Raw genomic sequence first — 17,765 nt, 5'->3', positions numbered from 1 at the left:
GCGATGTTCGTTTCTAAAACAACCGTCCTTGAGCGGCTTGTTCGAGTTGTTCTTTTTGGTTTAGCAGGCCCTGCATCAGTTGTTTTTCCTTTTCGCCGTCGGGGAGGATTTCGCTGATGGCTTGGGCAACGAGCCAGAGGGAGGGATTGTTGCCCTGGCCGCTACGGCCAAGGAACTCGCCCATGCCGTCTGAATCGTTCTTTTCTCGGAACACGCAGAGGCGGTGCAGCACGTCGATTAAGCTGGCCGGGCTGCCGTCGATATTTGGCTCGCCAAGGTCCTTGATCTTCATTCGTTGCGCAACAGGCACGGCTTGCACGTTTTCGCCCGATTTCTCCAGCACGCCGGTTCGGTCCCACATCGTTTCGGTATCCATCCCGAGCGCTTGCGCAAGCTTGAACGATTCGTCGGCCGGCACTTTCGCGTCGATATACGACCATTTCCAAACTACATAAAAACGACTTTCCGGGTCGATGGTGCCCGTATGCGTGGTCTTGAGAATCTTGGCCAAGGCATAGTTCGTTACGAGGCTTCGCACTTCGTCGAGAAACTGGCCGACGGTAACTTCCTCGCCGGAGAGCTTGGAAACCCGATCATATTTGCCAAATACTGATAAAGCTGGTCCGATAGCCGAAATGAAGAAGTCGCCCCCCCGAATCCCCTGTGACCAGAAAAAGTCGAGCCGTTCCTTGGCAACTTTCTGAAGTTCACGACGGACATCATCCCACAAACCAGCGCCAACTGTTCGATTCCTCTTTCGACACACCATCGAAATACTTCCTGCAAGCGCAGCGGAGTCATGTGCCCTAAGTCGCCCGCGACCCTCGGTATGAATCGGCCAGCTCGCAGTGACTACAAGCCCAGATTTAAGTAGGCCCTCAATTAAAGTCTCCCATGCTGACGTTGTTTTATGCGCAAACATTACGACTATCACACCGGAATCAACAACGACGCGGGCCATTTGGTCGAAGGCTTGACGCATCCCAGTTTCATAGTCTTTGGCAGTCTTACGTTGTCCTGGATAATTTGAGCCGAGATGACTAACAACTTCCTGCCCCTTCGGCGTAAGGGGAGATCGAAATAGCTCGTACTGTGATCCCACATTTCTCTTCAACCACACATAGAAGAAATCGCTGAGGTCTGAATATGGAACGGCATCATAGTAAGGAGGATCGGTGATAACGGCTTCGGCAGTGCCATCCTGAAACGGCAACTGAGTCGCACTTCCTTGGACCGGAATTCCGACACAAGGCGTAATTGGAGCAATCGCCTGAATAGCGTCGATTACGAACCCCAGCGACCACTCAAATCCCCCTGTTCTGTCCTGCAACAGATTGGCCTCGGCATAATCCCAAATCATCGGCAGCGCCTGGCGTCCAAACGTGCCTGTAACTCCTTCGTCGTCGTTTCCCCAACGACACAGCGTGGTTGCGAAATCCGTGCATTTGTCAAATGCAAATGCTAAATAAGTCACAATTGCTCGCGCATAGTCATTATCGTGGAATCCGCGAATAATCGCAGGAAGACTTTGAAGCACGTTTGCCATCGTGATGAGCACGAGCTTTTGTCGGTCGTTGAACAGATCGCACCACTTAGACATTCCAAAAAGCGGCGCATTGAAAACGCCCGACCAAGCTTTGAGTGGCTCATTGGGGATTATGTCTGGCGAAGACGCGAGGATTTCAGAAAGCGCCTGCGAATTCTCTTGATAGACACGATAATCTACTTCAGTGGAGGGCCGGTAAGTTTTTCCTGATCGCCGACTGTCACTGCATACGACGGCGAGCAACTGAGAATTCAGTCGGCCGGCGCGCCCTTCCTCCTGGAGGTAATCGCTAGAAGCCAGCGAGTTGCAAAAGGGACACAAAGCTTGCCCTCGCTGCATGGTTCCGTTGTCAGGATCAAAATCAATTTCTTTGTCATCCACTATCTCAAACGAGCAGCGCTTCGAGTTCGCATCAAGAATCATCCGAAGAGCGATTTTGCGACGACTTTTATTACAAAGCCACAATTGCCTAATGCAGGGGATCAGGGCGGCACATGAAGGATTTGGGCACCGCACCGTTCTTGCCCAAATAAATGCTAATGGTTTCTCCTTTGATTGCGCCGTGTTCTACGCAGATGGAATCGTGTTGGTTACCAACTGTAGCAAAAAGTATCCCCAATACCTTACGTCAGCCGCCAAAGGATTCTTTTCATAATCGTCGGCGGCGATTTCTACATCTGGGATGACCTCGCCATCGGCGATCTTGATTGTCGCTTCTGATTCATCTAGGAGCGGTCGATGCTTGCCTTGGGCTTTTCTCTTTTCCAGATTATGTACAATTAGCCGCTTGATGTAGTCTGGGACGGGACGGCTATTTGGCTGACCATATTTCTGCGAATAGACTAGCGTACAGAGTTCGATCAAGTGCGCGACGGGATTCAGGTCAATGGCGTGCGCTTCGCAACCAAGCCGCAATGCCTCCAATGGAATCGCTCCGCCACCCGCAAAGGGATCGAGAACCTTTGGCGCATTGCTCTTTGCACCGGGATGCAAGAACTTATGAGCCGTCGCAATTAGCTTGCGGGCAGGTTCGATATACTCTGGATTGTTTGAGTTCTCCCATCGCACCAGATGCTTGATGAACTCCACGCAACGATTTCGCGGCGTATCTTCGACAGGTTTGCCATTCGTGCCATTGCCATTGGCACCGCTTTCAGCGCGAGGGCGAAATTGCTCCTTTTTCAATAATTCCATCACAAACTTGCGAAACTCCTCCGGGCACTCCAGATCATCCGGGTCAGGAATCAGCGATGCAAACAAGACTGCTCTGCAAGCGACCAACGGTCGGCGTGCCCACCAAATATGCAACGTGCGAATATGCCCTGATCGCGCGCGATTGTCCACCGCCGATTGCTCGGAGATTTCCATTAGCGGCAAAGCAACTTCGATTAGGCGTTTAAGCATCTTTCATTTATGGAATCAGGTTGTCGCGCATGTAGTTCGCGGTGCGGATGAGAAGGTCCAACGCTTCAAACGCCGACGCAAAACTGCGATCGAGCGAATCGAAACTTCTAATGGACTCAAGCTGGCCTCGCACGGATGAAACGTTATCACTCAAAAACCCTTGCATTCTGCGACTGTTAAGTACCTCGATCACCGCTAGCGAAGAATTGTTAAGGTCCTTTGTCTTGCCGATTAGCTGCCCAAGAATCTTGCGGTATCGGCGAAATTCTCTTTCGTCAAGAAACAGCGAGCTTGAAAGTGGTTTGATCGGCTGAATACTGTCTGGAACCCCAGGCACGCTCGCTAGAAATTCCTGCAACTCAACCAAGATAGTTCGTAGGTCGTGTAGGTCTGCTTCCCAGCGATGTAGGCGCGCCTGACGCTGGTCTTCCCGTCGGCCATCATCAGCCTGTGAGGACGAGAATGAGTTGTAGGCCGAATACACATTCGCAGCCGTAGCTATCGCTGCGAGAACGAGCGCGCCGATCGAAAACGGATCGGGATCAAAAGGTTGACCAGGATTAGATGTGACACGATTGCTTTGCATAATTAGTCATTTCGGTCCATCAAGTCCGCATGGCAGTCGTCGCAACGATCCGTGATGCTTTCGCCCGAATACAGTCGCCCACATTCGGTGCAATGTTCGTAGTCGCCCGATTCGCCGCAGTTCAAGCAAACGTATCGGACGTTGAAGTCCAGAAGGCGTCCCGCTGCTAGGCAAGCCGTTGCACCACACTCAGGGCACTCTTCGACATCCGGGTCGCTACAAAGACGATCCTTGGGTGACATCCACGTTGTGTTTTGCTCCACGACTTCGCTTGCAATATCCTCCGCCTCACCTCGTCTGCCGCAGAACAAGCAGGTTGCAGTTCCGCCGTCACCATAGAGCGTTGGTTGGAGGCAGACCGGACAATTGATAAAAACCGCGAATCGGTTCCCGTCAATTTCGGGCTGAATTTCCTGCTCTCGATGCTTCACGAACTCGTCGAATTCTGTAAGGAGTGTCCTTAATTGCTGGATTTGCTGACCGACATCGGAATCCACGTGATCTTCCAACTCGGTGCCAATGAAGTCGAGCGCAAATGAATAAGCTTTAACTATCACGGCCATTGCCGTTGCATGGTCGATGGTTATCGAAAAGTGTCGGATTTTGTTGCGGAGCTTTCGCAGCAGGTCCAACACAGGGACGTGCTGTTTCGGAATCTCAAAATCGCATTCTGATTTCAGTCGAGTGACTAAATCTCGGAATGCCACCGAAAAGAAATCACCGCTTTGATAGTCTTGAAGTGTTGCGTGGCTTGGATCGGCAAAAACATACTTCCAGTCTTCCGCTTCCAGCCGCGCTTTCATAAGCAATTCCAAGCCATCCATCAGCGTGGCCATCGCATGTTTGACCATTCGAGGCGTACCATCTTTTGCTTGCTCGCCGGCAAGCAGAAGATAATCCACGGCATTCGCGGTCAAATTGCAGGAGATTTGATTACTCATTGGGACGCCGCCTTTTTCCAATCCGATTGTGCGACCATGTAACGCACGACACTCATTTCCTCCTGTGGGTGCAACTTCGAGGCGGGGTCTTGAATGAAGTGGAGTGTCGGTTTGCTCTTGCAGTCGGTCACGATGTACAGCCAGTAATCCGCGCCGAAGCGCTGTGCCTTAATCCATTCATTGGGCGTCAACGCAACTCCGCCGACGCAGCCGCGACCCTTTACCTCGATGTATCGGGCAACCTGACCATCGAGAAGCGACGTGATGTCCCAGCCGCAGTTTTCTTCTTCGACTGAAATGGGCTTGCGTCCTTGTTCTGCTTCGTATTGCTTTACCTCCTCGATGGCGATTGCTTCCACCTCTGGATCGCTTTCCATGCCCTCGACTGAGGCGACAACCTCGTGTGGAGGCGGAAGGATGACAGCGACGCCGACGACTTCGGGCGGCTTTTCCGAAAGATGCCGCTCTTGCTCAATTTCAATCAGCCGATTCTTGAGTCGAAGCGAAAGCTCTGCCTTGCGAGCTTCTTCTTGCGCGCGGTTGCCTTGGATCGACAATCGCTTTGGATCGGCCTCTTCGCGGATTTGGCGGAGTTGCTGATCGTATTTTGCGATCTTCTTGTTCGACTCGCTGATGAGGAATTGGAGCGACTTGCGGACATATTTCTCTTTGATGCTAAGTTCATGCGTGCGACGATCAGTGATTTCGTTGAAATACACCGGTGTGACTTCGTCGAGCGACCATTCAATTACTCGATCTTGATCGGTCGCTGACTGACGAACCGTTTGCGGAACGGTCGGACTGCCATCTGGGGCCTTTAAGTCCAAAAGCGCGTAAGGCTGACTCTTGCGAAATTCGCCCGACGTGAGATGAATGGCAAACAGTCGCTCACCTGCTGGCTGTCCACGCCCATCTTCGACGCCACACTTTAGAAGCCAAAGCACCGTTGGTTCGCGCGCCTCTGCATTGAAGAAGCAAGCGCCTTGCCGCAGTGAACCTCCATAATCACGCAATACTCGATCCACAACACCCTCGAACAGCGGATGGCCAGGTCCAACGAATTCTAAATCGGAGTAGCCGACCACCTGATCCTTATCGAATGTCATCAAGGGATAAGCGTTGCCGATCTTGCCAAAGCGGCGCTCAATTGCATCGGGCACCTTCTTCAAGTCGGGTGGCACACGTGCAATTGTCCATACGTCCTTTTGGTCCTTGACCGGACCAATCGTGCCGCCAAACGACCGATACGCTTCGATGAAGAACTTCTCGATGTATTCGGGCATGAGCCGTTGTTCTTTGCTCTGCTGCTGGTCGGCGAGTAGCTTGCTCATGTCGATATAGCGGGTGCCCAGGGCCTGATCGCGCATGTCGGCTCGAATGCGATCCACCTGCTCCTGGTCGGTTTGCAGATCAATGTCGGCCAGAATCTCTGTCATCGTGCGGCGACGCGAAAGCCAATCCTTCATTAGTGAGTCGAATCGCGGGGCAGGAATGATCTCGCCGATTACGTCGTAAACGCGGTCGCTACCCAATGCCTTGCGCATGTCGTCAAGCTTGTGCAGGAGTCGGTCCATGACTTCGCCCTCGCGCGTGTTGTCCGCAACGAGATTGAAGATCATCACCTCGTTTTCCTGCTTGTAGCGGTGGATACGGCCCATGCGCTGTTCGAGACGATTTGGATTCCAAGGTATGTCGTAGTTGGCCATCAGCGAGCAGAACTGAAGATTTATGCCTTCGCCAGCCGCTTCGGTTGCCACCATGACCGATGGCTTATGCTCGTAAAAATCGCGTTCGGCGGCGATGCGTTTATCTAGCGACATGCCGCCATGAATGATCGGGCAATAGAAGCCCATGTCGGTGAGCTTGCTGACGAGAAAATCGAGCGTGTCTTTGTGTTCGGTGAATACGAGCAGACGTTCGTCGCGTCCCGACAAATGCTGCGAGATGACACCGCGCAGCTCCTCGAACTTAGTTTCCGGGACGTGGCGCTCGGTGTGCTTGGCTAACTTGACGAGTCGATCAAGTTCTTCGATCTCGGCCTCCAACTCGGCCATGTTCTCGGCCATCGTAACCCGCTCGACGAGATCGTCCTCGAACTTCCAGCGGTCCTCCTCGGCAAGATCGTCAAGGTCTTCGGGAAGCTCACCGTATTCCTGCCTGATCTTCCCCAGCTTCTGCAATTCCATGAGGCGCTTTAGCCGTCTCTCCAGCGAGCGGCGAATCGCAGCAACGCTGGAAGCAAGTCGGCGTTGAAGCACCGTTAGTGCCAAGCCGACGTTGCGGTTGTCTTGTTGGGTTGCGCGTTCAAAATTGTTCTGAACATAGTCAGTAACAGCTTCATACAGCGTCAGTTCATCCGGCGACAACGTATAAGGAAGTGTCTTGACGTGGCGGGGCGGAAAGCAGGGTGAGCCATCGAATTTCTTCATGTCCTCTTTCAGGCGGCGAATCATAATTCGGTTTTCGCCCCGGGCGCTCGCTTCGGCTAGAATATCGCCGTTGACGTACAGATCGCGGTCGAGCAGTTGAAGGAGCAGGGCGAAATTGTCCGGGTCACCCTTATGAGGCGTGGCTGTCAGAAAGAGAAAATGATCCGTGCGGTCGCGTAAGAATTCGCCAAGTTCATACCGCTGTGTCTTGTCAATTTTCGTTCCATAGCGGTATGCGGCCATTTTGTGGGCCTCATCCACAATAACCAAATCCCAGCGCACATCACGGAGTTGGTTGAGAATGTCATCCTGCCTAGCGATAAAATCAATCGACGTGATGCACTGCGGATGATCCTCCCAAATGTTGCGACCAAAGACGGAATTGACAGTGCCACGGTCGATCACCGTGAATGGCTCGCCGAACTTTTCGTGAAGTTCCCGACGCCACTGTGGAGTGAGATTCGCCGGAGTGACTATTAGCGTCCGTTCAATCAATCCGCGAAACTTCAATTCCTTGATAAGCAGGCCGCCCATGATCGTCTTGCCGGCCCCAGGATCGTCGGCAATCAGAAATCGAATGCACGGCTGGGTAAGCAAGTGCGTATAAACCGCGTCCATCTGATGTGGCAGCGGATCGACTTGGGAAACCGATACTGCAAAGTGCGGGTCGTATTGGTAGGCAAGTCGGATGCGATGCGCTTCGGCAGCAAGCCGGAAGTGCGTCGGGTTTCCGTTCAAAGCGGCGAGTTCTCCAACTGGAGTGATCGCTACTTTGCCGTCGAAATCCTCCACCGTCAGCAATTTCGTCCAAAGACGCTTGGTATGAAGTCCGACGGCCTGCACCTCTAGCCGGGAACCTCTGGCCTTGGCGGTCAGCACCCTCACTGGCTCGGTCCAATGCGGCCCCGCCAGGATCGTGCCATCAGTCAATTTCGATAATAAGTCAGTGACATTCATTCTGGGTGTTTTTCCAGTCGCACGCGATCGGAGAATCTGACTGCCGGCGACCGCCTGCCCTTGGCGAAGCTAGCAATTTATCCGATTGGCCGATTCGTCGCAAGTTATTAGAATAGCTGGATTTGCGAACGGAAAGCCGAACGCACCGACAGGTTTTTGATTCCAGGATGTTGTCGCGTTCCCGCACGGCGAGATGCGTTGGCGAGATTCAGAATGAGCGTACACGAGTCAGATCGCGCTCGATGCGTAGAAAAGGCACCTACTGCCTCGAACCACTCGCTCGATTAAACAGTCATCGTTTGAACCTCGATGCGGATATTTTAGGACCACCAAACGATGTTGCTGTCGATTACGTCTAGTCACCGTCCTGCCAATGATCTTGGCTACTTGTTGCATAAGCACCCGGATCGGTATCAGACATTCGAGTTGAGTTTCGGCAAAGCCCACGTTTTTTACCCCGAAGTTTCTGAGGATCGGTGTACGGCCTGCCTGATGCTGGACGTTGATCCGATTGGCATGGTTCGTGGCAAGGGAGCCAATCCGAACTTCGCGCTGGCCCAGTACGTGAACGACAGACCGTATGTCGCATCCTCATTTATGAGCGTGGCGATTTCACAAGTATTTGGTTCGGCGCTGCAAGGACGCAGCAAGGAGCGAGCGGAACTTGTCGGAGTGCCGATACCACTGGAAGCGCGGCTTGACGTGTTACCGGTGCGGGGCGGCGAAAGCTTCCTGCACGAAATCTTCGAGCCGTTGGGATACTCTATTTCGGCCAGTCGATATGGATTGGACGATCAATTTACCGATTGGGGCGAAAGCCCTTACTATTCGGTGACGATTCAGAAAACGACAACGCTGGCAGAATTGCTGTCGCATTTGTACGTGCTGATTCCGGTCTTCGATAACAACAAACATTACTATGTTGGCCGCGACGAACTGGAAAAACTTCTCGACAAAAGTCGCGGATGGCTGGCCGACCATCCGCTCAAGGAGCAAATTGCACGGCGATATTTGAAATTTCAGCCGAGCTTGTATCGGGAAGCACTGGCACGTCTCATCGATGAGGAATCAGTGGGTGACGAAGACGAGGTATCGCCAACTCGACAAGCTGAGGAAGCGCTGGAACAGCCGATAAGCCTCAACGATCAACGACTTGGCGCAGTGTTGGCCGCTCTGCGTGGTGCCGGTGCCAAGCGTGTGCTTGATCTTGGCTGCGGTGAAGGAAAACTGATTCGGGAATTACTTAAAGATCGTCAATTCGAGGAAATCGTCGGGATGGATGTATCCTTTCGCTCGCTTGAGTTGGCCAAGGATCGGCTGCGGCTAGATCGGTTGCCGCCGATGCAAGCTCAGCGAATCAAATTGATGCACGGATCGCTCATGTATCGTGACAAGCGGCTGGCCGGCTTCGATGCGGCGGCGGTCGTTGAAGTCATCGAACATCTCGACCCGCCACGATTGGCGGCTTTTGAGCGAGTGCTGTTCGAGTTCGCCAAACCGACGACCGTCGTGATAACAACTCCAAATCGTGAATTCAATGTTAAGTGGGAATCGTTGCCGGCGGTCCGCTTCCGGCATCCCGATCATCGCTTTGAATGGAACCGTGAAGAGTTTCAGTCGTGGGCCACTGGAATTGCTGGCCGATTCGGGTACGAAGCTAAATTCCTTCCCGTTGGACCAGTGGATGAATTGGTCGGCTCACCAACGCAGATGGCAGTTTTCCATAGAAATGAATGAGACAATCGGACCTATGACCGACCGAGTGCATCATCATCCCGATCTGATTTTTTCCACAGGCACTCAAGTGGTTGCCCTGGCGGAAATCACGAGCATTGAAGGTCGCATTCTGGAACCAAAGGGTGCCACGGGCGTCGTGGTGCGGTCGCCCTCGGACAAAAACCATTCGTATCGCGTCCGATTTCCCGATGGTGTCGAGGCGTCACTAAAGCACGGCGAAATCGTCTCACTGGCAAAATACAAGGAAGGAATGATCGCTGACAGCTCGATCACCCAATCGCGAAATGATCTTTATCAACGTGTCATCTATCGGTGCATCATCGGTTCTCAAGCTTACGGACTAGCCGGAGAAGAGTCGGACGTTGATCGCCGTGGCATCTATCTGCCGCCGGCTGAATTGCATTGGTCGCTTTATGGGGTGCCTGAGCAACTTGAAAATCACGAAACGCAGGAAGCATATTGGGAACTACAAAGATTTCTGATTCTGGCACTGAAATCGAACCCGAATGTTCTGGAATGTCTCTATTCTCCATTGGTCGAATACAAAACAGCTCTGGCCGACGAACTCCTGCAAATGCGGTCGCTGTTTTTGTCACGGCTGGTTTACCAAACGTACAACGGCTATGTGATGTCGCAATTTAAGAAGATGCAGACCGACATCCGTAATCAGGGCCAAGTGAAGTGGAAGCATGTCATGCACCTGATCCGACTTTTAATTTCGGGGATTACGATCCTGCGAGAGCGTTACGTTCCGGTTCGGGTAGACGAGCATCGAGATCGGCTTTTGGCGATAAGGAGTGGCGTGGTTCCGTGGGAAGAAACTGAGCAGTGGAGATTGGCTCTCCACGCTGAATTTGCGGCTGCATTTGATAGGACCGAGCTACCGGAACGACCCGACTACGAGCATGCAAACGAGTTTTTAATCGCGGCTAGACGAGCGGCAATATCGGAATCGCTGAAATGAACATTGACCCGCGCCTGCACAAGCAGGTGCAAGAACATCCGTATCCGCTTTTATTTGCCACGATCAGCGGCGCGCACCTATACGGTTTTCCCTCGCCGGATTCCGATTACGACCTGCGTGGTATTCACCTGTTGCCAACGGAAGAAGTGGTCGGCTTAAAACCGACACGGGAAACCATCGAAAAGTCAGGCGTATATGACGGCATCGAAGTCGATCTGGTCACGCACGATGCCAAAAAGTTCTTTGGCTTGATGCTCAAAAAGAACGGTTACGTATTGGAACAACTACTGTCGCCGCTCGTCGTGCAAACAACCCCGGAACACGAGGAGTTAAAGGCCATCAGCACCGAGTGCATTACCAAACATCACGCGCATCACTATCTCGGCTTTGCAGATACGCAGTGGAAGCTGTTTCAAAAGGAACAGCCGCCGAAGGTCAAGCCGCTGCTTTATGTTTACCGCGTACTACTGACCGGAATTCATTTAATGCAGAGTGGGCGGGTTGAGGCTAATCTCATCCGATTGAACGAATCGGCTCGATTGCCTTACTTGCCAGAGTTGATCGAGCGCAAATTGGCAGGCCCTGAGAAGGGCAGACTTTGCGATGCTGATCTGTCGTTCCACGAAGCGGAATTTAAGCGGCTCAAATCGCAGCTTGGATCGGCCTTTGAATCAAGTAATCTGCCGGAAACATCAAGCGGTCAACCTGCACTGCATGATCTGCTCGTGCGGCTGCGCATTCATGAACTGAGCAAGTAGTGCGGTTATTCATCTAATGCAACTTTCGCTGCCCAAATTGAGTCTCGTCGCACTGATCGGGCCTAGCGGCTCCGGGAAGAGCACATTTGCGCGCAAGCATTTTTTGCCTACTGAGGTACTTTCATCGGACGGCTGTCGCGCGATGGTCAGTGACAACGAGAACGATCAGACAGTAACCAACGAAGCTTTCGATCTGTTGCATCAAATTGCATCGAAGCGACTTGCGCTAGGCCGGCTTGTCGTAGTAGATGCTACTAACGTCCAGCAAGAGGCACGGAAATCGCTGCTTGCCCTGGCTCGTGAATTTCATGTGGTGCCTGTGGCCATTGTGTTCAACTTGCCGGAAAAGGTATGTCACGAACGAAATCGCAATCGGCCCGACCGTACCTTTGGCCCGCACGTCATTCGGATGCAACTTTCGCAGTTGCGGCGTTCGGTTCGCAACTTAAAGCGGGAGGGATTTCGCTACGTCTTTGAATTCGGTTCAGCCGAGGAAGTTGACACAACCACGATCGAGCGAGTCCCACTTTGGACAGACAAGCGCCACGAACATGGCTCGTTCGACATTATCGGCGATGTTCACGGTTGCTGTGACGAGTTGGGGGAACTGCTGACCCAGTTGGGTTACGAAGCAACTACTGTTGCGCCGGGTGGCCCGTCGCTTACCAGTGGATTCGTCTATGCACATCCCGCCGGACGGAAGGCAATCTTCTTGGGCGATTTGGTTGATCGGGGTCCAAAAGTGCTCGATACCATTCGCCTAGTGCGAAACATGGTCGAGGCTGGCACCGCACTTTGTATTCCCGGCAATCACGACATGAAGTTGCTCAAAAAGTTGCAGGGCAAACAGGTGCAGATCACACACGGCTTAGCTCAAACGCTGGCCGAGATCGACTCTTTGCCATTCGACGCAGAGCAGCGCGAGAAGTTCTGTGGCGAACTGGCGGAATTCTTGGATGGTCTCATCAGCCACTATGTTCTTGATGACGGCAAACTCGTCGTTGCCCATGCCGGCATGAAGGCTGAATTGCAAGGGCGAGCATCGCGGCGCGTTCGAGATTTTGCCTTGTATGGTGAAACCACTGGCGAAACCGATGAGTTTGGCCTGCCTGTCCGCTACAACTGGGCAGCGGAGTATCGTGGGCCCGCGATGGTTGTATATGGCCACACGCCCGTGCCAGAACCGGAATGGCTCAATCGCACCGTGAATATCGACACGGGCTGTGTATTCGGCGGCAAGCTTACTGCCTTGCGTTATCCCGAGCGCGAATTTGTTTCGGTCAAAGCGGCGCAGACTTACTGCCAGCCGGCCCGTCCTTTCATTCTACCCGAAGATCAAGCACCGCAACTGTCTGCACAGCAGCTTCACGACGACGTGCTGGATGCCGAGGATGTCATTGGCAAACGAATCGTCACTACTCGGCTGCATTCCAATGTGACCATTCGCGAGGAAAATGCGACGGCGGCTTTGGAAGTGATGAGCCGGTTTGCGGTCAATCCTAAGTGGCTGATCTATTTGCCGCCCACAATGTCACCATGCGAAACATCAAAAGAAGAATCGCTGTTGGAACATCCCACTGAGGCATTTTCGTATTTTCGCAGCCAAGGTGTGCCCAAAGTCATCTGCGAAGAGAAGCACATGGGATCACGTGCCGTCGTGATCGTTTGCCAAGACGAAACAGCGGCCAAAGAGCGTTTTGGAATTACGACGGGCGAAGCCGGAATAGTTTACACTCGCACTGGCCGGCGGTTTTTCAATGATGGCGAGATTGAACGCCGGTTATTGGATCGCTTGCGATCCGCAATGACCGCAACCGGATTCTGGGACCAATTCGACACGACCTGGGCTTGCTTAGACTGCGAATTGATGCCTTGGTCAGCGAAAGCACAAGAGCTTCTGCGTTCACAATATGCCGCAGTCGGTGCCGCTGGTCGAGCCTCATTGCCGGCCGCCGCCACCGTATTGGAACAAGCTGCGGCACGATTGGGCGGAGAGCAGCGGGTGATTGCTACTGACGTGCTGATACGGTTGAAAGATCGGCATACGAGCCTCGAACAATACGTCGCGGCCTACCGACAATACTGTTGGGCGGTAAACTCGCTTGACGATTTGAAACTGGCACCGTTCCACTTGCTCGCCACTGAAGAAAAGGTCCACGCAGATCGGGATCACGTCTGGCACATGGATGCTCTGTCGAAGCTTGCTCAGGCCGATTCACAATTGTTGCTTGCTACGCCCTATAAACTCGTGGACCTAATTGATCCTGCAAGCGAAAACGCTGGCACACAGTGGTGGCAGGACCTAACGGATCGCGGCGGAGAAGGGATGGTCGTCAAGCCGATAGAATTCGTCGCTCGTGGAAAGCGTGGCCTCGTTCAACCTGCCGTAAAGTGTCGAGGCCGGGAATACCTTCGGATCATTTACGGGCCAGAGTATACGTTTGCTGATAATCTAGCCCGTCTCCGCGCCCGTGGACTTGGTGCCAAGCGATCGCTTGCACTCCGTGAATTCGCGCTGGGAATCGAGGCTCTCGAACGGTTCGTCCGCCGTGAACCGCTCCGCCGTGTCCATGAATGCGTATTCGGCGTCTTGGCCCTGGAAAGCGAGCCGGTTGATCCGAGGCTCTAGTTCTCGATCAAACAATGTCAGGCGCGAGCGAGATCAGTTCAATTGCAATTGATCGTGGCAAGAGCGACACAAACTCATCAGCAAAGAACTTAGAGTCTTACTATTTTCTATGCGTAAGTGAGGTACAGGTATCCACCATTGTACTTTTCGTGGGCGGCGGCGCGGACGATATTTTCCATCTGCTGAAAGCAACTGGGGAAAATCCCCAGTTGCTTGTACTTTGGCGCGCACTCTTGCGACCGTCTTGTGATCGACGCCCAACATCTTTGCGATCCAACGATTAGAGCGTTCGGGGGTCTTCGATAGTTGCTCTGCAATTTGTTGTTGTAGCTGCTTTCGGTTCATGGCGTCACGATTATCGAAACGTGTTCCAGAAATCAAGTCCAAGTTTCTTGATTAAGTTTTCGATATGTATCGTGGGCAGATCGAATCACATCGTACTAGGAAAATGACAATGACAAAGGACATCGAGATGGTGAAGACTGCTTGGATCGAGCGACTGAGAAAGTCAAAAAACGAAAGCGATAAGATGATGTATGAAATGGGCGTACAAGCTGGTCGTGAATGTGCCGTCGATTTAGATTTTGACGATTTGGTGTTCTTGGCTGACACGCCCGACTGCGATCTGGTTCCTGAACCGACCGGCGGATGGCCATTCGATCTCGAAAAACTGCTGGGTGATAATGCCCACTATGCGGCAAATAGCGAGTATGTCCGTGGATGTGTCCACGGCGCGCGTAAAGAATTCGCTACCGTCCGTGCGTTCGTTTAATCGGCTGCCAGCGAAGTCTGCGACGAAAAATTAGAGTGTCGTCTGCACCTCGACGCTCCGCCCCTGTTCTGGCAGGGGGCGTTTTAATTCAGGTTGCAGCATGGGCGGTCTGTCGGTTGCCAAATCAAGGTGATTGAATTGCCGCGTCAATCAGAGCGATCATTGCCAAACGTATCGGTTCGGGCACTGTTGGCCATGCGGCAATGATACGTTCCAATGCAGATTCTAACGGCTGTGGGCCAGTTTTTGGACCAGTGCCCTTCGATGAGCCTTGTTTTCTCGGCTGTTTTTTATTTCGCTGGGAACTTAAAATCCTTTGTCCGTTATGGACGTGCGGAGGTCCATATCGGTCAGGCAATACCATGTCTTTAGCTGTTGCCCGCCGCGTCAATCAATGCGAGCATCGCACGGCGGATGGGTTTCGGCAGTGACGCCCATGCGGCGACGATGCGTTGCAATTCGGCAGATTCCAATGGCAGTGGTCCAACTTTTGGTCCAACGCACTTGGAAACTCCTTGTTTTCTCGGTATATTTTCATTCGCCTCCGGACTCTTAATCAATAGGTTGTCAGTTCGATTCTGACAGGGGGCACTTTTGGCAGGGATGTTTCTGGAGAGGATATCGCTGGCTTTGTGGTGGGCCAATACATCGCCAGCTTGATGGAATTGCGGCGATTGATCCCAGTCGCCACAGCACTAGAATTCACGCCCGGAATGCGTGATCTACCCAGCTTGATGAAGGGATGAAACTATTGAGTGTTCTGGGAATCGCATTGGGTGCGGTCAACCGCTGAGCAAATCTTCAATTCGCACGGGTAACTCGCGCACGCGGACGCCGGTTGCATGATGCACCGCGTCGGTAATGGCCGCGGCGATGCCGGCCAAGCCAATTTCGCCGATGCCACGGGCGCCGACTTCGTTGATTACCAGATCGGGATAATCGAGAAAATGGACTTCGATCGGCGGCGCATCGGCGTTCACGGCGACAATATAGTCGGCCAAACTGGCGTTGATCGGCGCGCCGTTTTGCGGATCGTACGAAGTGTGCTCCAACAGCGCCATGCCAATGCCCATCACGGCGGCGCCTTCCACCTGGTTTCGCCCAGCTAGCGGATTGATGATTTTTCCGGCGTCGATGACAGTCAGCACGCGGCTGATCCGCAGCCGAGCAATTTCCGGCTGCCACGTGACTTCAACAAAATGGCAGCCGAACGAGTGTGTCGAGTACTTCGGTTTCGCTTCCCCGAACGTCGATTCACCTTTTCCCTTGCCCGAAACTAGCCGCACCTTGGCCTTTTTGAGGACATCGGCAAAGGGAACGCCTGTGGACGACGCATCGGTTTTTGGAAAGACTTTTCCGTTGCGCAAAACCAGTTCGCTGGTTTTGCGATTTTCAAATGGCGAGCCGGGGGTACTCGTGGCAATGGTCAACAGTGAAGAAATGGCCTGATCGGCTGCCGAAAAGACCGCTGGCACCAGCGAGCCGGTGACCATCGAACCACCAGAAAGTGGACCGGTCGGCAGTAAGGTATCACCCAAGACGGCCTCGACTTTTTCCAGCGGCACACCGGTTTTCTCAGCCGCCAGTTGGGCCAAAATGGTGTAGGTGCCCGTGCCGATGTCTTGCGTTCCGCAAGCGACACGAACCGTGCCGTCATCGCGCAGTTCGATACTGGCTTTGGCCGGAAAGCGGGCAGCAATCCAAGCGCAGGCGGCCATGCCCCAGCCGAGCGTCAAACCATCTCGCTGCATCGAGCCGACTTCCGGAGTGCGCTTCGACCAGCCAAATTTTTCCGTGCCCAACTCGTAACATTCGAGCAAATGGCGCGACGAAAACGGCAGGCCCATCGATTCATCGATTTTCGGTTCGTTCAGAATTCGCATCTTAACAGGATCGATTTTCAGCCGATGCGCCAGTTCATTCATGCCCGCTTCGACGGCGTACATGCCCGGCACGGCGCCGGGCCCGCGCATGTCGGCCGTGGCGCCGATGTTGCGTTTGGCGCGGCCGAACCGAACTCGCAAATTCGGCACGCTGTACATAAATACGGTGGTTTCGCCGCAGTCTTCGTGATGAATGTCGAGCATCGATCGGGTATAAACGTAGTCGTGATGCAACGATACAAGTTTTCCATCGTTGGTGGCGCCCAGCCGAACTCGCTGCTGCGTTCGTGGCCGGTGGCCGACGGTTTGAAACATCATCTTGCGGCTGACAACCAGCTTCACCGGCTTGCCCAGTTGCCGCGCGGCGGCCGCCGCTAGGGCACAATGCGTCCAGGGAAAAAGTTTGCTGCCGAAACCGGAGCCGACAAACTTGGTAATCACGCGAACATTTTCCGTAGGCAGGCCGAACATTTGAGCAAGTACGCTCTGCAAATTGCAAACGCCTTGCGACGATTCGTAAATCGTCAGCATATTTCCGTTCCAAATTGCTGTAGTCGAGTGCAACTCCAATGGATTGTGCGTTTCGGCCGGCGTGACGTAGGTTTCGTCGAGCTTGACTGACGCCATTTTGAATGCCGTGTCGGGGTCGCCGCGTTCACTTTGCAACCGTTTACGCATGCTGAAGGTGGTGGATACCGTGTCCGGCTCGTCGTCTTCCTGCAAATGCAGCTCGACGTTGGGCTGCTCTTGGGCATATTCAACATGCACCGCGTCAGCAGCCGCTTTGGCGGTTTCAAACGTGCTGCCCACGGCCAGCGCCACATATTGACCGTAGTACCGTACGACATCGTCTTCAAATGGCGGCCGGCGTTCGTCGGAAATGCCATCGAAGCCTTTACCCAAGACAGCGCGAGAAATCTTTCCAATATTCTCACGATGAAAAACCGCTTGCACGCCGGGCATTTTTTCCGCTTTCGATGCGTTGAGCTTGACAATGCGGCCATTGCCGATGGTCGCCTCGACCGGCACGGCGTAGACCAAGCCGAGGAAGTGGAAGTCGGCCGTGTATTTGGCCTGACCGGTGACTTTTAGCGGGCCGTCGACACGCGGGGTGCGCTTGCCAATGGGGGACGTTGTATTCTCTTGAATCGTGGGCATA

At 53.4% G+C, this 17,765-nt stretch carries 12 protein-coding genes; 5 read left to right on the top strand and 7 right to left on the bottom strand.

Annotated features, from left to right (window positions below):
• Window positions 1-13 precede the first annotated feature (13 nt).
• The 5 genes from VFE46_14230 to VFE46_14210 form a co-directional block, all read right to left on the bottom strand.
• Complete coding sequence (locus tag VFE46_14230; protein HZZ29151.1) at window positions 14-1,969, bottom strand: hypothetical protein; 1,956 nt, start codon at window positions 1,967-1,969, stop codon at window positions 14-16.
• Window positions 1,970-2,113: 144 nt separating this feature from the next.
• Window positions 2,114-2,914, bottom strand: a complete 801-nt coding sequence (locus tag VFE46_14225) for a DUF1156 domain-containing protein (GenBank protein ID HZZ29150.1) — start codon at window positions 2,912-2,914, stop codon at window positions 2,114-2,116.
• 43 nt (window positions 2,915-2,957) lie between these two features.
• Entirely contained in the window at window positions 2,958-3,536 is a 579-nt protein-coding gene (locus VFE46_14220; GenBank protein HZZ29149.1) for a hypothetical protein, read from the bottom strand.
• A gap of 2 nt (window positions 3,537-3,538) precedes the next feature.
• Window positions 3,539-4,477: a hypothetical protein gene (locus VFE46_14215; protein ID HZZ29148.1), complete on the bottom strand. Its 939-nt coding sequence runs from the start codon at window positions 4,475-4,477 to the stop codon at window positions 3,539-3,541.
• Window positions 4,474-7,863: a helicase-related protein gene (locus VFE46_14210; protein ID HZZ29147.1), complete on the bottom strand. Its 3,390-nt coding sequence runs from the start codon at window positions 7,861-7,863 to the stop codon at window positions 4,474-4,476. The genes VFE46_14215 and VFE46_14210 overlap by 4 nt, the downstream gene beginning before the upstream one ends.
• 336 nt (window positions 7,864-8,199) lie before the next feature.
• Between VFE46_14210 and VFE46_14205 the strand changes: the two genes are divergently transcribed.
• The 4 genes from VFE46_14205 to VFE46_14190 all read left to right on the top strand — a co-directional run bounded on the left by VFE46_14205 (window position 8,200) and on the right by VFE46_14190 (window position 13,951).
• The gene (locus tag VFE46_14205; GenBank protein ID HZZ29146.1) at window positions 8,200-9,600 is read left to right on the top strand and encodes a 3' terminal RNA ribose 2'-O-methyltransferase Hen1; all 1,401 of its coding nucleotides are present in this window, start codon (window positions 8,200-8,202) and stop codon (window positions 9,598-9,600) included.
• A gap of 67 nt (window positions 9,601-9,667) precedes the next feature.
• Complete coding sequence (locus tag VFE46_14200; GenBank protein HZZ29145.1) at window positions 9,668-10,564, top strand: nucleotidyltransferase domain-containing protein; 897 nt, start codon at window positions 9,668-9,670, stop codon at window positions 10,562-10,564.
• Window positions 10,561-11,322: a nucleotidyltransferase domain-containing protein gene (locus VFE46_14195; protein ID HZZ29144.1), complete on the top strand. Its 762-nt coding sequence runs from the start codon at window positions 10,561-10,563 to the stop codon at window positions 11,320-11,322. Before VFE46_14200 ends, VFE46_14195 begins: the two co-directional genes overlap by 4 nt.
• Window positions 11,323-11,338: 16 nt before the next feature.
• The gene (locus VFE46_14190; GenBank protein ID HZZ29143.1) at window positions 11,339-13,951 is read left to right on the top strand and encodes a polynucleotide kinase-phosphatase; all 2,613 of its coding nucleotides are present in this window, start codon (window positions 11,339-11,341) and stop codon (window positions 13,949-13,951) included.
• Window positions 13,952-13,984: 33 nt separating this feature from the next.
• Here VFE46_14190 and VFE46_14185 read toward each other — a convergent pair whose 3' ends face one another.
• Window positions 13,985-14,332, bottom strand: a complete 348-nt coding sequence (locus VFE46_14185) for a hypothetical protein (GenBank protein HZZ29142.1) — start codon at window positions 14,330-14,332, stop codon at window positions 13,985-13,987.
• Window positions 14,333-14,405: 73 nt separating this feature from the next.
• On the opposite strand from VFE46_14185, the gene VFE46_14180 reads away from it, so the two are divergent.
• On the top strand, window positions 14,406-14,723 hold the full coding sequence (locus VFE46_14180; protein ID HZZ29141.1) for a hypothetical protein: 318 nt from the start codon (window positions 14,406-14,408) through the stop codon (window positions 14,721-14,723).
• A gap of 782 nt (window positions 14,724-15,505) precedes the next feature.
• On the opposite strand, the gene VFE46_14175 is transcribed toward VFE46_14180, so the two are convergent.
• Entirely contained in the window at window positions 15,506-17,764 is a 2,259-nt protein-coding gene (locus tag VFE46_14175; protein HZZ29140.1) for a xanthine dehydrogenase family protein molybdopterin-binding subunit, read from the bottom strand.
• Window position 17,765 lies beyond the last annotated feature (1 nt).

The organism is Pirellulales bacterium, from assembly GCA_035656635.1.
Lineage (GTDB): Bacteria > Planctomycetota > Planctomycetia > Pirellulales > JADZDJ01 > DATJYL01.
Note: the sequence above shows the minus strand (reverse complement) of the source record. Positions and strands in the feature narration are given on the sequence as shown.